The sequence below is a fragment of the Nocardioides sp. genome (assembly GCF_030019515.1).
GTDB lineage: Bacteria > Actinomycetota > Actinomycetes > Propionibacteriales > Nocardioidaceae > Nocardioides.
This window is the reverse complement of record NZ_JASEEQ010000003.1, coordinates 196,738-211,734: the sequence shown is the minus strand read 5'-3', so window position 1 is coordinate 211,734 and position 14,997 is coordinate 196,738. Positions and strand designations below refer to the sequence as shown.

The 14,997-nt window shown below is 72.3% G+C and carries 11 protein-coding genes; 3 read left to right on the top strand and 8 right to left on the bottom strand.

The genetic code is table 11. The annotated features are described in order from the left end of the window. Nucleotides 1-9: 9 nt before the first annotated feature. A complete protein-coding gene (locus QMC84_RS05775) occupies nucleotides 10-888 on the top strand; it encodes an NUDIX domain-containing protein (protein ID WP_300372724.1) in 879 nt (292 codons plus the stop codon). On the opposite strand, the gene QMC84_RS05770 is transcribed toward QMC84_RS05775, so the two are convergent. From QMC84_RS05770 to QMC84_RS05735, 8 genes are all read right to left on the bottom strand, one after another. Further along, complete coding sequence (locus QMC84_RS05770; RefSeq protein ID WP_300372722.1) at nucleotides 872-1,912, bottom strand: hypothetical protein; 1,041 nt, start codon at nucleotides 1,910-1,912, stop codon at nucleotides 872-874. The two genes, QMC84_RS05775 and QMC84_RS05770, sit on opposite strands and share 17 nt — an antisense overlap. After that, entirely contained in the window at nucleotides 1,909-3,351 is a 1,443-nt protein-coding gene (locus QMC84_RS05765; protein WP_300372720.1) for a substrate-binding domain-containing protein, read from the bottom strand. The genes QMC84_RS05770 and QMC84_RS05765 overlap by 4 nt, the downstream gene beginning before the upstream one ends. Next, nucleotides 3,348-4,511, bottom strand: coding sequence for a hypothetical protein (locus tag QMC84_RS05760; protein WP_300372718.1), 1,164 nt, complete (start codon nucleotides 4,509-4,511; stop codon nucleotides 3,348-3,350). The genes QMC84_RS05765 and QMC84_RS05760 overlap by 4 nt, the downstream gene beginning before the upstream one ends. A 1-nt stretch (nucleotide 4,512) precedes the next feature. Then, complete coding sequence (locus tag QMC84_RS05755; RefSeq protein ID WP_300372716.1) at nucleotides 4,513-5,436, bottom strand: hypothetical protein; 924 nt, start codon at nucleotides 5,434-5,436, stop codon at nucleotides 4,513-4,515. After that, nucleotides 5,436-7,097 carry a glycosyltransferase family 87 protein gene (locus tag QMC84_RS05750; protein ID WP_300372714.1) on the bottom strand — a complete coding sequence of 554 codons (1,662 nt, stop codon included), beginning with the start codon at nucleotides 7,095-7,097 and terminating at the stop codon, nucleotides 5,436-5,438. The genes QMC84_RS05755 and QMC84_RS05750 overlap by 1 nt, the downstream gene beginning before the upstream one ends. Nucleotides 7,098-7,101: 4 nt before the next feature. Then, complete coding sequence (locus tag QMC84_RS05745) at nucleotides 7,102-9,240, bottom strand: glycosyltransferase (RefSeq protein WP_300372712.1); 2,139 nt, start codon at nucleotides 9,238-9,240, stop codon at nucleotides 7,102-7,104. Then, nucleotides 9,237-9,521, bottom strand: coding sequence for a hypothetical protein (locus tag QMC84_RS05740; protein ID WP_300372710.1), 285 nt, complete (start codon nucleotides 9,519-9,521; stop codon nucleotides 9,237-9,239). The genes QMC84_RS05745 and QMC84_RS05740 overlap by 4 nt, the downstream gene beginning before the upstream one ends. Before the next feature lie 221 nt (nucleotides 9,522-9,742). After that, nucleotides 9,743-10,948, bottom strand: coding sequence for a cellulase family glycosylhydrolase (locus QMC84_RS05735; protein ID WP_300372708.1), 1,206 nt, complete (start codon nucleotides 10,946-10,948; stop codon nucleotides 9,743-9,745). A gap of 41 nt (nucleotides 10,949-10,989) precedes the next feature. Here QMC84_RS05735 and QMC84_RS05730 point away from each other — a divergent pair, with 41 nt between their 5' ends. Next, nucleotides 10,990-12,246, top strand: a complete 1,257-nt coding sequence (locus QMC84_RS05730) for a hydroxyacid-oxoacid transhydrogenase (RefSeq protein ID WP_300372706.1) — start codon at nucleotides 10,990-10,992, stop codon at nucleotides 12,244-12,246. Nucleotide 12,247: 1 nt separating this feature from the next. Further along, complete coding sequence (locus QMC84_RS05725) at nucleotides 12,248-14,992, top strand: FAD-binding and (Fe-S)-binding domain-containing protein (protein ID WP_300372704.1); 2,745 nt, start codon at nucleotides 12,248-12,250, stop codon at nucleotides 14,990-14,992. Nucleotides 14,993-14,997 lie beyond the last annotated feature (5 nt).

Genomic DNA, 14,997 nt, shown 5'->3' with positions numbered 1-14,997 from the left:
GGGGCGCTGATGGTCGGGCTTCCCAAGCGGCAGCGGGTGGCGGCGTACGCCGTGATCATCCGCGAGGGCCGGATCCTGCTCAGCCGGCTGTCCCCGACCATCACCTCCGAGGAGCTGTGGACCCTTCCCGGCGGCGGCCTCGACCACGGCGAGGACCCGCGGGACGCGGTGATCCGCGAGATCTACGAGGAGACCGGTCTGCACGCCGTCGTCGGGCAGACCGCGCGCGTGTACTCCGCCCACCTGCCCGGCGTCTGGCGTGATGGCCGCCGCGTCGACGCCCACGCGCTGCGGATCGTCTACGACGGCTGGGTGCCGATCGACGCGCCCGAGCCCCGGGTCGTCGAGGTGGACGGGTCGACCGTGGAGGCCGCCTGGAAGCCGGTCGAGGACGTGCTCGACGAGACCGTCCCGGTGGCCCCGATGGTGCTCGAGGCGGTGGCCGACCACCGGCCGTTCCGGCACCAGCGGCTCGGCGCCTATGCGCTGATCCGGCGTGCCGACGCCGTGCTGCTGGTCCGGATCTCCGCGCTGGGGTTCCACACCGGCTCGTGGACGCTGCCGGGTGGCGGCGTCGACCACGGGGAGGCACCGCGGACCGCCGTCGTCCGTGAGGTGCGCGAGGAGGCCGGCGTGGAGTGCCAGGTCGGTGAGCTGGTCGCCGTCCACGACGACCACTTCAGCGGTACGGCGCCGTCGGGCCGCTACGAGGACTTCCACTCGGTGGCGCTGGTCTTCGCGGCCGACGTGGAGGCCGGGGCCGAGCCGCGCCTGGCGGAGCAGGGTGGCACCTCCGCGGACGTCGCCTGGGTGCCCCTCGCCGAGATCGAGTCGGGGGAGCGGCCGGTGCTCGAGCTGGTCCGCGAGGCGCTCAGGGCAGCGGAGTAGCCGCGACCTCGCACAGGTTGAGGTAGGGCCGGGTCGTGTTGTTGGTGACCAGGTAGGACGAGAGCACCCACGTCCTCTTCACCCCACCCACGGACCACCAGATGCGCATCATCCCGTTGCGTGGCAGGTCGACCGGGCCGAGCAGGCCGGTCTCGGGGTCGTAGCCGAGGTCGCTGTAGTGCGTGACGTGGTCGGGGTCGGCGACCCGTCCCTCGCCCTGGACGTACTCGTAGTCCATGAACGAGTCCGGGTCGTCCGGGCGCAGGGCCACCGTCTGCTCACCGGTGCGGCCGGTCTCGCAGCGCAGCTCGGCCTCGCCGAACCCGGGGATGGTGGCGGTCGTCGTCTGCTGGGTCGCCGCCTCCTCGTCGCCGTGCCAGCTCAGCCCTACCTGCTGGTCGGTGTCGGTGCGCAGCGCCAGCGTCATCTTGCAGTACTGGCTGCCCGGGTAGGCGAACCGCTCCCAGTACCACGTGAGCTTGAACGACGTCGCCGGGAGCGCCAGCGGACCGCCGCCCGGCTGGTCGCGGCCGGGGCGCTGGCTGATCACGCCGTACGCCGAGCCCTTCGCGTAGTCCTCGATCGGGGTCCTCTGGTTCAGGCCCTCGTGCGCCTGCGGCCCGGTGCCGCCCTTCCCGTCGTCGGCGGCCGTGGCGTACCTGTAGACCCGGACGTTCTTGACCGCCACCCGGTCGGTGCCGTCCTTGGACTCGAGCTTCGCCATCCAGAGCTGGGTCTCGGCGGTGCGGTCGTTGGCCCGGATCCGCAGCATGGTGTCGTTGGGGCGGCAGATCAGCTCGACCTGGCCGATCCCCGGCACGTCGGCGACCTTCTGGTACTTCGGCCGCCTCTGGAACCCCTGCCACTTGACCACGATCCGCTTGGACTGCTGGACCTGGCGCTGCCCGGCCTTGGCCGCGGTCACCGAGGCGGACCCCGCGTACGTCGGCGCCACGGCGAGGGCCGGCAGCGCGAGGAGCAGTGGCACCACGAGTGCCACGAGTCGGGTGGCCCGGGTGGTCATCGTGCAGGCTTCTCGCTCTGTACCGGCTGGCTGGGTGTGCTGGCGTTGTCGTCGGGCACGTAGAGCTGCGGTGCCTGGTCGCCGGTCAGCCAGGACTGCTGGAGCCGGACGGTCTCGTCGGGCAGCGCGACCAGTCGGGCGGTCTCGGCCCCGGCCTGGGCGTGTGCGACGTAGTGGCCGAGGAAGTCTCGGACCTCGGCGCGCGCCAGCGACCGGGTGGTGGTCGTGATCAGCAGCTGCCGGGCCAGCGGGTACTCACCGCTGGTGATCGTGCGCTGGCTCGGGAAGATGCAGTTGCGCTGGCCGTCGGGCAGGGTGATCTCGAAGGGCCGCAGCTGGTCCTCGAAGAGCTCGTAGTAGCTGAACCGGAAGTAGGCCACGTGTCCGCGGTAGGCCTCGTAGAGGCGACGGGCGCCGTCTGTGTTGCGGTACAGCTCGTTGACCTGGCCGTAGCGCGTCCGGGCCGCGTCCAGCCGCACCCGGGCGGCGGTCCGGCGCGCGAACGCCTTGTCCACGCGCCGCTGGTCCCGGGCCTTGTCCGCCGGGGGCCGGCCGTCGCGGATGCCCTTGGCGCGCTCGGCGAGGGCGGCCGTGAGCTCCTCGCGGGCGGCGAGCATCTCGCTGCGTGCGTCCTGGAGGGCCTGGTTGGCCTGGGCGCGCCTGCGGCTGACGTCATCGAAGCGGGCCGCCCGCAGCTCGAGGTACCGCTTGCCGACCACGAACTTGCGGGCCGCCTCGTCGTTCGCGGCCAGGAAGTAGTCCGAGCGCAGGTCGACCTGGGAGGGCTCGGGGGCGCCGAGCACGTAGCGGCCGAAGAAGCCGAAGCCGTTGTTGTCGGGGCTGGGCCCGCCCACCTTGAGCGGCACGTCGTCGAAGCCCAGCGGCTCCTGGCTCCAGTTCGTGAGGGGGGACCCGGCCCGGTAGATGTCGCGGACCTGGTCGACGGTGAGGCAGTCCGCCCCGACGTCGGTCTCGGACTTGATCGCGATCACGATCGCCTCCGCGGCGACCTGGAACTGCACGACGTCGAGGCCGACGGACTGGCAGGCCTCCCACTCGGCGCGGCTGATGGGACGTGCTGAGTCGACGAGGTCGATCTGCCCGGCGCAGAGCTCCTGGAAGGCCTGGTCCTCGCCGTTGTCGGCGACGTTGACCTGGGCCGCGTCCGGCGTCGCCTCGTAGCTCCTGACCTCGGTCGGGGTCAGTGACCCCCCGGTCGAGCCGTCGATGCCGACCACCCCGGACGGGCGGGTCGGCAGCGCGGCGTACGCCTTGTCGATGTCCTTCTGGCGCAGCTGGTTCTCGCGGAACTCGTTGGCCTGGTCCTGGCTGACCGACTCGGTGGCCTGTTGCGAGGGGTCCGAGCAGGCGCTGAGCAGGCCCAGCGAGACCGCGGCCACGGCCAGGGAGCCGAACACCTTCGATCGGGTCGGAGTCACTGGACCGCACCCCCCTCGGTCGGCGAGCTGGACGGGGAGGCATTCGGGCTCTCGCTCGGCTCGACGACCGTCTCGTCCTCCTCCGGCGGGTAGTGGTAGGGGTGGCCGAGCGGCAGCACCTCGAAGTCGTCGAGGGTCAGGCCCTGGAGCTCGTTGCCGCGGATCAGGCCGTTCGTCACGTCCCGCTGGGCGTACAGCGTGGGCACCGCGGCCCGGTCGACGACGATCGCGCCGTAGGTGCGCAGGCAGGCGACGATCGCGTCCGCCAGCCGCTGCTGCTGCTTGGTCAGCTTGATGATCTTGCCGGTGCGCGGGTCGCGGGGCGGGGGCAGCACGACGTCGCGCCGGAGCCGGATCCGCGCCCCCTCGGGGAGCGAGCGGGTGCGGCCGTTGCCGTCGGTCGAGGACGCCGGCTGGACGAAGATGCCGGTGGCCGGCCCGGGCACGCTGATAGCGAGTGCGTGCTGGATCTCGCCGGACTCCAGCTCGCCGGGCCGGATCAGGCCGGCGAACAGCGGGAGGCCGGAGCCGCGGGCACCCTCGGTCCAGGGCTCGCTGTAGCCGGGGCCGTTCAGGTCCCACTTGCGCATGTAGTTGTAGGAGATCGTGTCGTCGGCCTCGCGGCGCGCGCGCCACAGGTCGTAGGCGACCGAGGCGGTGGTGTCGAACACGGTGTACCAGCCGTCGTAGCGGGGATCCGGGTCGACGTCGTCGGGGATGTTCAGCACGGTCGTGTCGGCGCCGTCGCCGCACACGAGCTGGCGGCACACCAGCGACGTCGGGCGACCGCCCGCGACCACGGGCACCGTCCAGCGCACCGTGTTGATGTAGAGGCCGTCCTCGACGAAGTTCCGGGAGATGAACGACGTGCCACCGGGGCGCTCGATCACGCCGACGCGCTCGTGCGCGAACTGGATCATCTGGTTGGATCGCGGGTCGACGCGCGAGGTGTCGATCCGGCGGTTCCACGGCGAGCCGTCGTTGAAGAACCGGCGCTCCGGCACGACCACCCCCCCGGTCTGCGTCGGGTCGACGGTGACGACGACCTCGCCGGACCGGTCGTTCCCCGAGTCGCTGCCGGCGCAGCCGGCGAGCAGCACCGAGCCCACCGCGGCGAGGGCGGCCAGGCGGTGGGTACGGCGGATGCGGGGTGCGCTCATGTCAGGACCCGGTCTCTCTGGTCCGCGACCGGTTGAGCGTGGCCTCGGCGGTGTCGGCCACCCGGGAGATCGCGTCGCTGAGGACGGCCAGCCGGTGGCCCACGTCGCCCGGGTCGTCGACGTCGTCGAGGTCGCCGGAGCGCATCCGGGCCGCGGTGACGATCGCGTGTGCCTCGCGGCGCGACTGGAGCCGGATCAGCTCCGCGTCCAGCTCGGCCTGCGCCGTGACCAGCTCGTAGCGACGCGTCGCCTCGAGCTCGGTCGCCTCCAGGTGGCGCAGCAGGGCCTCCTCGGCCGTCCGGATCCGGCTGATCACGCCCTGGGCGATCTCCTCGACGGCGCGGGCGACGTCGACCGACCCGACCGGGTCGGGCGCCGGCTCTCGGTGGGGCTGTTCCTGAGGCTCGAGCAGCGGCTCGGGCCGGGCCGTCGGCTCCTCGACCGCGACCAGCGACTGCTTCGGTGCCGGGGACTTCTTGGCCTTCGGCTCGCGCGGACGCTCCGCCGGTGCCGGCTCGGGGGCCTGGTCCTCGGGGGCCTGCTCGTCATCGGCAGGCCCGGCTGCGGCGGCGCGATCGGCAGTCGGCTCCGCCTCGGGCTCCGCGTCGGGAGTGGTCTCGGCCGCGGGCGCGTCGGCCGGCTCCGGCTGGGCGACGGGCTCGACCTCGGCGGGGTCCGCCTCGGCGGCCGGCCCCGCGTCGCGCGGCTCGGGCTCGGTGATCGGCGCGGGCACGGGCTCGGGGACCCGCCGCAGCGGCGGCTTGGCGTCCGGTTGGCGTCCGCCGCGCGCCGCCCGTCGCGCCGGCGGCTCCGGGGCGAGCGCGGCGGTGAAGTCGACCTGGCCGATCCGGGACGGGTCGGTCAGCGCCGAGAGCACGTCGTCGACCGACGGCGGGGGCGCGATGCGGGGCTTCTCGTCGGCCATCACGATGCCCCCAGCTGTCCGGTCGTCACCCCGCCGGGCTCGAAGCCGGCGGGCACGCTGGCGAGCACGTAGCGCGGGGTGCGGTAGACGACCTGGAGCTGCGCGTCCGAGCCGGCCGCGGCGTCCGGGTAGAGCTTGGTGAGCAGGTCGCCGTTGTCGCTGGCGGACATCAACAGATAGTCGATGTCGTACTTCCCCGGGTCGCGCGCCGCGACCTTCCACGGCCCGTCGCTGTGGTCGATGCGGTCGAAGAAGTACTCCGGGTGACCGGTCAGCATCATCACGGCGTAGGTCTGGGCGTTGTCGGTCAGGATCGAGTTGTCCCGCGACACGTTGTTGGCGATGTACTTGGCCATCGCCTGCTCGGAGACGATGCCGACCTTCTCGCGGTTGAGGGTCTGCGCTCCCTCCTGGGACTCGCCGGTGGTGATCGCGGCGGCGAACGGGGCCTCGAGGTTCTGGTACCGGTAGGTCTTCATCGCCTGCAGGGTCCAGGGGATGCTGATCACCAGCGCGACGACCACGAGCGCGGCGACGAGGGTGCTGCCCTCCTCGGCCGACCTGGCCAGCCAGATCGCGCCGATCACGCTGATCAGCAGGATCGGCAGCGAGTTGCGCATCAGCATCGGCGAGTCGGTCAGCCGCAGCACCACGGCCGCGGAGGGGAGCAGGATCGAGGCGCCGAGCATCATCCCGAGCCACAGCGCGAACGGGTTGCCGCGGGCGAACCCGGCGAAGATCAGCGCCGGCAGCACGATGATCGCGATCGGGGCGCCGTACAGCACCAGCTCACCGGTGGCCCGCAGCAGCTCCACGGCCGAGAAGGTCTCCAGGCCGCCGGAGGCGGCCGCGTCGCTCGACCGGGTGATCCAGGCGAACGGGTTGAGCAGCAGGATCAGGTTGAAGACCGTCCACAGCGCGATCACGTAGACCGTCGGCGAGGCGAAGCCGACCACCGTGCCCTCGACCTCGGTGCCGTCCGCGCCGAGCCGGGCGAGGATGGCGCCGATCATGACGGCGCTCAGCAGGAAGAACACGAGGCTGGTGTAGCCGGCCAGGGCGGCGATCGAGAACGCGATCCCGGCGAGCATCACGAACCGGACGTCCGCGGTGATGTACCACGCGAAGAGGGCGCCCAGGGCGGCGACGACGAGCGCCATCCACACGAAGTGCCGGGTGCCGGTGGTCGCGTAGAGCAGCACCATCGGGTTGGCGCCCAGCGCCAGCAGGACCGCGTACCGCAGCGGCCCGGCGACGAGCGCACGCCGCATCATGGTGTTGAGCGCGACCATCGTGAAGGCCGCGAACACGGCGGAGGCCAGCGGCACGACCGCCAGGGAGGTGACCAGGCCCCGGAAGATCGCCAGCGGCGCGATCAGGAGCGTCGCGAGCGGCGGGTAGTCGAAGCCGATCGCCGACAGCTTGGCCGGGTCGTTGTGCCACACCATGAGTGCGCGGTTGAGCCGGTCGAGGGTCTCGAAGCCGACGACGTGCATGTCGACGACGACCCAGTAGCCGAACCAGGTGTACGCGGCGGTGAAGAACGCGAAGACGAGAGCGCTCTCCCACCACCGGCGCGAGACGTCGTTGGGCCGGCGGCCGACCGACTGGACGATCCCGCTGAGGCGGTCCTTGGTGTGGACGACGTTGACGGTGCTCATGCGATCAGCCGTGGCCCTCGTCCAGGCCGTGCTCGGTCTTCTCCCAGTAGAACGGGTTCGTGAACAGCTGGATGAAGCCCTTCCAGGCGGCCCAGCTCATCAGGCCCCAGTAGAGCGGCGAGAGGAGCGCGGTGCGGGTCAGCCCGAACTCCCCGCGGTGCAGGCTGCCGGCGACGTTGAGGTAGACGAACACGAAGTTGCCGACGAAGAGCAGCGCACTGGCGGCGTAGAAGATGATGCCCGGGAAGAGCTGCTCGATGAAGCCGGCCTGGGTGAAGACGTACAGCGTCGTCAGCGCCCAGAAGATCGGGTTGAGGAGCAGCACGAAGGCGCTCCCCATCGTCAGGTTGAAGCTCAGGAACCCCTTGAGCCCGGTCTGGGACAGCAACGAGAAGGGGTTGCGCATGTGGACCAGCCAGGTCTGGATGTAGCCCTTGTTCCAGCGGCTGCGCTGGCGGATCCAGTTCGGGACCTGGGAGTTGGCCTCCTCCAGGGTGGTCGAGTCGATCATCGCCGTGCGGTAGCCCTCGCGGTGCAGCCGGATGCCGAGGTCGGCGTCCTCCGTCACGTTGAAGGGGTCCCAGGCGCCGAGCTCGCGCAGCTTGGCGGTCAGGAAGTGGTTCGACGTGCCGCCCAGCGGGATCGGCGACTCGGCCGCGCCCATGGCCGGCAGCACCAGCTCGAAGTGCATCGAGTACTCGTTGGCGAACCAGGCCGTGAGCATGTTCTGGTCCTGGTTGAAGTGGTTGAGCTTCGCCTGGACGCACACGACGTTGTTGGGCACCCGGGTGAACGCGATGACCGCCTTCTTCAGCTGGTCGGGGTCCGGCCGGTCCTCGGCGTCGAAGATCACGCAGAAGTCGCCGGTCGCCAGCTGGAGGCCGTAGTTGCACGCCTTGGGCTTGGTCTTCGGCTGGCTGTCGGGGACCACCACGAGGTGGAAGTGCGGCGGGAGCTGCAGGTCCCGGATCCGCTGGACCGTCTCCTCGTCGTCCTCCTCGCACAGCAGCTTCACGTCGAGTCGGGTGCGGGGATAGTCGAGCGCGTTGATGTCGCGGACCAGGCGAGGGACGATGGCCGCCTCCCGGTAGAGCGGGACCAGGATCGTGTACATCGGCAGGTGCCGCTCGTCGATCGCCGCGATCTCCTCGTCGGTGACGTCGGTCTCCAGGTGGGTGCCGAGCGCCCGCATCGTCAGGCGGAACTTGTAGAACGACACCACCAGGTAGAGCAGGCTGCATGCCGCCACCACGCCGATCGCGGTCTGCAACGGCCAGATGACCGCGCCCATCACGATCACGATCGCGGTGGTCACCAGGGCGGCCTTCTGCCCGCCCGAGATCACGATGTGGGCCGACTCCTCCGGCCGGGTCTCCAGCAGCAGCCGGGTGGAGACCTCGGCGTAGTGCCGGGCGTGGATCCGCTGGATCAGCTGGTCGAGCTCGATGCGATTGGCCAGCAGCTGGCGGAACGGCGAGCCGAGCGCCTCCTCGACCTCGGCCGCCTGCTCGGCGCCGAGCGGGCGTGCCACGGCCAGCAGGACCAGGTCGTCGGTCGCCGCGACCGGCACGGCCTGGAACGAGTGGGCGAGCCGCTCCGGCAGACGTCGGGCGACCTCGAAGTCGGGGGTGAACCCGGCCAGGCCGACCCGCTGCATCTGGTACATCTCCGACAGCGCGGCCACGAGGACGTCCTCGGTGATCGCCTCGTGGGACACCAGGATGTCGCCGAGCGGGTCGCCGGTGCGGGAGTACTCCAGCATCGCGCGTTGGAGCTGGTCGTCGGTGATCAGCCCGCTGCGGGTGAGCATCTGGGCCATCTGCATCCGCGCCCGGCGGGCGTCCGGGGTCTCGACCTCGGTCTCCTGCGGCGGGTAGACCGCGTCGATCGCGGCCACGATCTCGTTGACGGTGTGGCGCACCAGCTGCACCGGGCGGTCGATCCGCTCGGCGACGACCTGGGTCGTGATCGCGTCGTCGGCGTCGGCGGCGGCGACGAGCACGGTGCCGTTCACCGACGCGTAGGGCATCACCCGGAAGGTGCGGCAGATGCCCTCCGGGACGAGGTGGCGAAGGTCCTGGTCGACGCCGTCGGTGAGCCGGGGACTCCGGCGGGTCTCGGCTCCGGTCTGGATGGTCGTCACGGGGAGGTCCCCGCCCCGAATCCGAAGGCAGCCGGGGCCGGGCGGGCGCCCGAGGCGGGCTGGGCCGGGCTGCTCGGCGGGCTGGCCGGCCCGGCCGATGCCCGGTTCGCTCGCGGCCGCAGCACGGCGTACGCGAGGTAGGCGAGGCCCAGGGCCACGAGCGGCGCGATGAGGAAGGCGAGGAACACGACGATCAGGATGACCAGGGTCAGCAGGAGGTCCACGACGGCGGCGCCGACCGACTTGGTTGCCGGACGCGACGGGCTCGCCTGCACCGACATGACGCTTCCCCCCTGCTCAGGTACCACACACTCGGTCCCGAGTCCCGCCTAGGCGACTCATGGTGGCACGCCCCCTCGCGCACCGTTCACCGATTGGTGGACTCCTCGAATCACCACGGTAGTGCGCGATCACCCCGTTCAGGACCGGTCTGGTCCACCGTTGACGGTCTGTTGACCGATCGTTGACCGGGTGTGGACCGCCTGTTGCCTTCGGGGCGGGCTCACGCGCCGGGCTGGTGCCCGGTCAGCCACGCGCGCGCCAGGCGGCCGTACGACGTCGGCCGGCCACGCTCGTCGGTCACCAGCGCCATCGGGTCGCCGGGATGGTCCGCCCAGACCCAGAACAGCACGCCGAGGCCGTGCTCGTCGGCCCAGTCGAGGTAGCGCCCGACGTAGCCCTTCTCGGGGTGCCGGGCGCCGAGCTCGGAGGTCAGCACCGGCACGGTGTCGGCGATCGGGGCGATCACGTCGTCCCAGCAGTCCCGGTCACCGCAGGCCTTGAAGTCGTAGGAGTGGAACGCGGCCACCAGCTGGTCGTCGTCCGGCGCGAACTCCAGCCAGTGGCTGATGTCGTTGGCGTAGTCGAGGCCGCCGAGCAGGATCGGCTGCTCGGCGCCCGCGTCCCGGATCGCGCTGACCATCGCGGCCATACCCTGCGCGGGGTAGGTGACCTGGCCGAGGGTGGCGGTCTGGTCGTCCTCGACCGGTGCCGGGCAGCCGCCGTCGCGCCAGCACCGCCAGGTCAGCCCGAAGAGCAGCTCCGCTCCGCTGGAGCTGTAGCGCGAGTACGGCTCGTTGAACGCGTCGAACATCACCGACGGGTTGCCGGCGTACTCGGTGGCGACCGAGGTCCAGAACGCGATCGACTCGGAGTCCGGCATCGCCAGGTTGCCGAACTCCGGCTGCCCGATCCGCTTGCGGCTGTGCAGGTCGAGGATCACCACAACCCCGGCCCGGTTCAGGGCGGTCACGAACCCGTGCACGTCGCTGCGGTAGCCGGCGACGGTGCGCTCCTCGTACTGGTCGCTGACCGGCGCGCCCCGAGTGCCCAGCCAGCAGTCCTGGTTGAGGGGGAGCCGGACCGTGTTCGCGCCCCAGGCGGCGATCGTCCTCGCCTCCGTGGGTGCCGGCTCGCGGGCGACCAGGTTGTCGAGTGCCGACATGCCCCAGCCCTGGGCGCAGGCGTACTCGAAGCTGCTCCAGTTCACGCCGCGCGGCACGAAGTCGCGGCCGCTGCGGGCGTCGACGATCCGGTTGCCCTCGACCACGGGATGGGCGGCCCCGGTGTTCGCGGGGACGCCGACCGCCACCGGGGTGCGCAGCTGGAGGTAGAGGCCGGCACCGGCGAGAAGCGCCACGACGACCGCGAGCACGATCCAGCGTGCCTGGTGCCGCGCGTGCAGCAGCATGGAAGCCCCCCTCGCCACGGGGTCATCGTACGGTCCGCACGGGCCGTTATGTTGGCCGAATGAGCGAGACCGTGTTCACCTACGCCGCACCCGCGCTCAAGTTCGGGACGGGCGCCTCCGCCGAGGTCGGGCACGATCTCGCGTCGTACGGTGCCCGCCGCGTGCTGCTGGTCACCGACCCGGGCGTCGCGGGCACCGGGCACCCCGAGCGGATCGCCGCGCAGGTCACGGCGCGCGGCATCGAGGTGACGACGTACGACCGGGTCCACGTGGAGCCGACCGACGAGTCCTTGGCCGAGGCGATCGCGTTCGCCCGCGACGCGGGACCGTTCGACGCGATCCTCGCCGTCGGGGGTGGGTCGTCGATCGATACCGCGAAGGCGGTCAACCTGCTCACCACCAACCCCGGCGAGCTGATGGACTACGTCAACGCCCCGGTCGGCCGGGCGCAGGCACCGCAGCACCCGCTGCTCCCGCTGGTGGCGATCCCCACCACGACCGGCACCGGCGCGGAGAGCACGACGATCTGCGTGCTCGACGTGCTGGCGCTGAAGGTCAAGACCGGCATCAGCCATCCCCGGCTCAGACCCACCCTCGCGATCGTCGACCCGCTGCTGACGCTCACCCAGCCCGCGACCGTGACCGCGGCCGCCGGTCTCGACATCGTGTGCCACGCGCTCGAGAGCTACACCGCCCGCTGGTACGCCGAGTTCGACGCCAAGCAGCCCGAGCAGCGGGTCCCCTACTGCGGGGCGAACCCGATCTCCGACCTGTGGTCGGAGAAGGCGCTGGCCCTGCTGTCCGGCTCGTTCCGGGCCGCGGTGCGCGACGGGTCCGACCGGGCGGCCCGGGAGCAGATGGCGATGGCGGCGACGTTCGCCGGCCTGGGCTTCGGCAACGCCGGCGTGCACATCCCGCACGCCAACGCCTACCCGATCGCCGGACGGGTCCGCGGCTTCCGGCCCGACGGGTACCCCGACGAGCCGATCGTGCCCCACGGCATGGCGGTCTCGTTGACGGCGCCCGCGGCGTTCCGGTTCACCTTCGACGCCGCCCCCGAACGCCACGTCCGCGCCGCGCGGCTGCTGGACCCGGACGTCGAGCCCGGTCCCGACGCCCTGCCGTCGGCGCTCCGCAGCCTGATGCACGACGTCGGGATCCCCAACGGCCTCGCGGCCGTGGGGTACGCCGACGCCGACGTCGACGACCTGGTCGCCGGGGCGCTCCAGCAGCAGCGGCTGCTCGCGACGGCGCCGAAGCGTCCCACGGACGAGGACCTGGCGTCGCTGTTCCGCGCGTCGATGGAACACTGGTGACGTGTCGCAGTCGTCCGCGGAGCTTGCGCTGTCGGACCTGGTCGGCGAACTGCGCCGACGGGGTGTCTCGGACGTCGACGACTCCACGCTGACCCGGGCCCTGTACTCCTCGGACGCATCGCTCTACCGCGTCGTCCCGCAGGTCGTCGTCCGCCCGAGGCACCGCGACGAGCTGGTCGCGATCCTCGACACCGCGCACGAGACCGGTGCGCCCGTGACGATGCGCGGTGCCGGCACGTCGATCGCCGGCAACGCGGTCGGCACCGGGATCGTCGTCGACACGCTGCGACACCTCAACCGGGTCCTCTCGGTCGACCCGGAGGCGCGCACCGCCGTCGTCCAGCCCGGGGTCGTGCACGCCGACCTGCAGCGCGCCGTCGCGCCGTACGCCCTGCGGTTCGGGCCGGACCCGTCGACGCACACCCGGTGCACCATCGGCGGGATGATCGGCAACAACGCGTGCGGGTCGCGGGCCCTGGGCTACGGCCGGACCGTGGACAACGTGGTCGCGATGGACGTCGCGCACGCGCCCGGCGCGGCCGACGTCGAGGCGCGGCTGGCGGCGCTCGTCGATCAGCACCTGGGCCACGTGCGCACCTCCTTCGGCCGGTTCTCGCGCCAGGTCAGCGGCTACTCGCTGGAGCACCTGCTGCCGGAGAACGGCCGCAGCCTGGACCGGTTCCTGGTCGGCTCGGAGGGCACCCTGGCGGTCGTCCAGGAGGCGACCGTCCGGCTGGTCGAGGACGAGAGCGTCCGCCTGCTGGTGCTGCTCGGCTACCCCTCGATGGTCGAGGCGGCCGACGCCGTCCCGGCGCTGCTCGGCGCCGCGGACGGCCGGATGATCGCCTGCGAGGGGCTGGACGCTCGGATCGTCGACCTCGTGCGCGCCCGCGGCAACGCCGTCCCCGAGCTGCCGCCCGGCGCCGGCTGGCTGTTCGTCGAGGTGGCCGGCGCGGACGCCGGGTCGCTGGCGGCCCGGGTGGTCGCCGGGTCCGGCGCGCTCGGGCACCGGATCGTCCGGGACGCCGCCGAGTCGGCGGCCCTGTGGCGGATCCGCGAGGACGGCGCCGGCCTGGCCGCCCGCAGCCTGTCCCGCCCGGCGTACTCCGGGTGGGAGGACGCGGCCGTGCCTCCGGAGCGGCTCGGCGCGTGGCTGCGCGACTTCGACGAGCTGCTGCGCGAGCACGATCTCGACGGCGTGCCGTACGGGCACTTCGGCGACGGGTGCGTGCACGTGCGGATCGACTTCCCGTTCCAGGTGGACGGGGCCGACGGGGCCCGCCGGCGGTTCCGCGACTTCCTCACCGCGTGCGCGCTCCGGCTGCGCGAGCACGGCGGCTCGCTCTCCGGCGAGCACGGCGACGGGCGGGCCCGCTCGGAGCTGCTGCCGCTGATGTACGACGCGGAGTCGCTGCGCCTGTTCGCGGCTGTGAAGGAGATCTTCGACCCGGCCAACCTGCTCAACCCCGGCAACATCGTCGACCCCGCGCCGCTGGACGCCGACCTGCGGCCGGCCCGGCCACGGCCGGCGATCTCGCTGGCGGCCGAGGTGCACCGCTGCACCGGCGTCGGCAAGTGCGTCTCGCCGCGGACCGCCGGCGTGATGTGCCCGTCCTACCTCGCGACCCGCGAGGAGAAGGACTCGACCCGCGGCCGGTCGCGGGTGCTCCAGGAGGCGCTCGACGGCGAGCTCGTGCACGGGCTCGCCGACCCGGCCGTGCACGAGGCCCTGGACCTCTGCCTGGCCTGCAAGGGCTGCAAGTCGGACTGCCCGACCGGCGTGGACATGGCGAGCTACAAGGCCGAGGCGCTCTACGCGACGTACGACGGTCCCGGCGCCACGAAGCGCCGGCCGCGCAGCCACTACCTGCTCGGCCGGCTCCCGCAGTGGGCCCGACTCGCCGCGCCGATGGCGCCGGCCGCGAACCGGATGCTGCGGCTCGGCGCGATCGCCCGGCTGGCGAAGGCGACCGCGGGCATCGACCAGCGGCGCTCGATCCCGGCGTTCGCGCCGCGCACCCTGCGGCGCACGATCGGCCGGCAGCGCCCGGAGGGGCCCGGGGTGCCGGACGTGTGGATCTGGGCCGACTCGTTCACCGACCACTTCTTCCCGGAGAACGCGCTGGCCGCGATCCGGTTCCTGGAGTCGGCCGGCGTGACGGCACGGGTGATCCGCGACGACGCCTGCTGCGGCCTGACCTGGGTGACCACCGGCCAGCTCGACCAGGCGCGCTCGATCATGGATCGGACGGTCCGGACGCTCTCGCCGTACGTCGCGTCCGGGGTGCCGGTCGTCGGCCTCGAGCCGTCCTGCCTGGCGACCCTGCGCAGCGACCTGCCCGAGCTCACCGGCGCGCACCTCGACGTCCTGACGTTCGCGGAGCTGCTGGAGCGGCTCGACGTGCCGCTGCCCTCGCTCGCCGGCGTCGAGGTGGTCGCCCAGCCGCACTGCCACCACGCCTCGGTGCTCGGGTGGGCGGCCGACCGGCGGCTGCTCGAGAAGGCCGGTGCCACCGTCACCCAGGTCGCCGGATGCTGCGGCCTGGCCGGCAACTTCGGGATGGAGAAGGGCCACTACGAGGTCTCGGTCGCGGTCGCCGAGACCCACCTGCTGCCCGCCGTCCGCTCGCACCCGGACGCCGTCGTCCTCGCCGACGGGATGTCCTGCCGGGTCCAGCTCGACGACCTGGTGAACGTCCCCACGATGCACCTCGCCGAGCTGCTCGCTTCTAGGGTGGAGGAGTGAACCCC

Excerpts from the sequence above, each read along its gene's own strand:
- QMC84_RS05750 (WP_300372714.1), bottom strand. The coding sequence starts at position 7,097 with ATGAGCACCGTCAACGTCGTCCACACCAAGGACCGCCTCAGCGGGATC.
- QMC84_RS05755 (WP_300372716.1), bottom strand. The coding sequence starts at position 5,436 with ATGGCCGACGAGAAGCCCCGCATCGCGCCCCCGCCGTCGGTCGACGAC.
- QMC84_RS05730 (WP_300372706.1), top strand. The coding sequence starts at position 10,990 with ATGAGCGAGACCGTGTTCACCTACGCCGCACCCGCGCTCAAGTTCGGG.
- QMC84_RS05775 (WP_300372724.1), top strand. The coding sequence starts at position 10 with ATGGTCGGGCTTCCCAAGCGGCAGCGGGTGGCGGCGTACGCCGTGATC.
- QMC84_RS05770 (WP_300372722.1), bottom strand. The coding sequence starts at position 1,912 with ATGACCACCCGGGCCACCCGACTCGTGGCACTCGTGGTGCCACTGCTC.
- QMC84_RS05760 (WP_300372718.1), bottom strand. The coding sequence starts at position 4,511 with ATGAGCGCACCCCGCATCCGCCGTACCCACCGCCTGGCCGCCCTCGCC.
- QMC84_RS05740 (WP_300372710.1), bottom strand. The coding sequence starts at position 9,521 with ATGTCGGTGCAGGCGAGCCCGTCGCGTCCGGCAACCAAGTCGGTCGGC.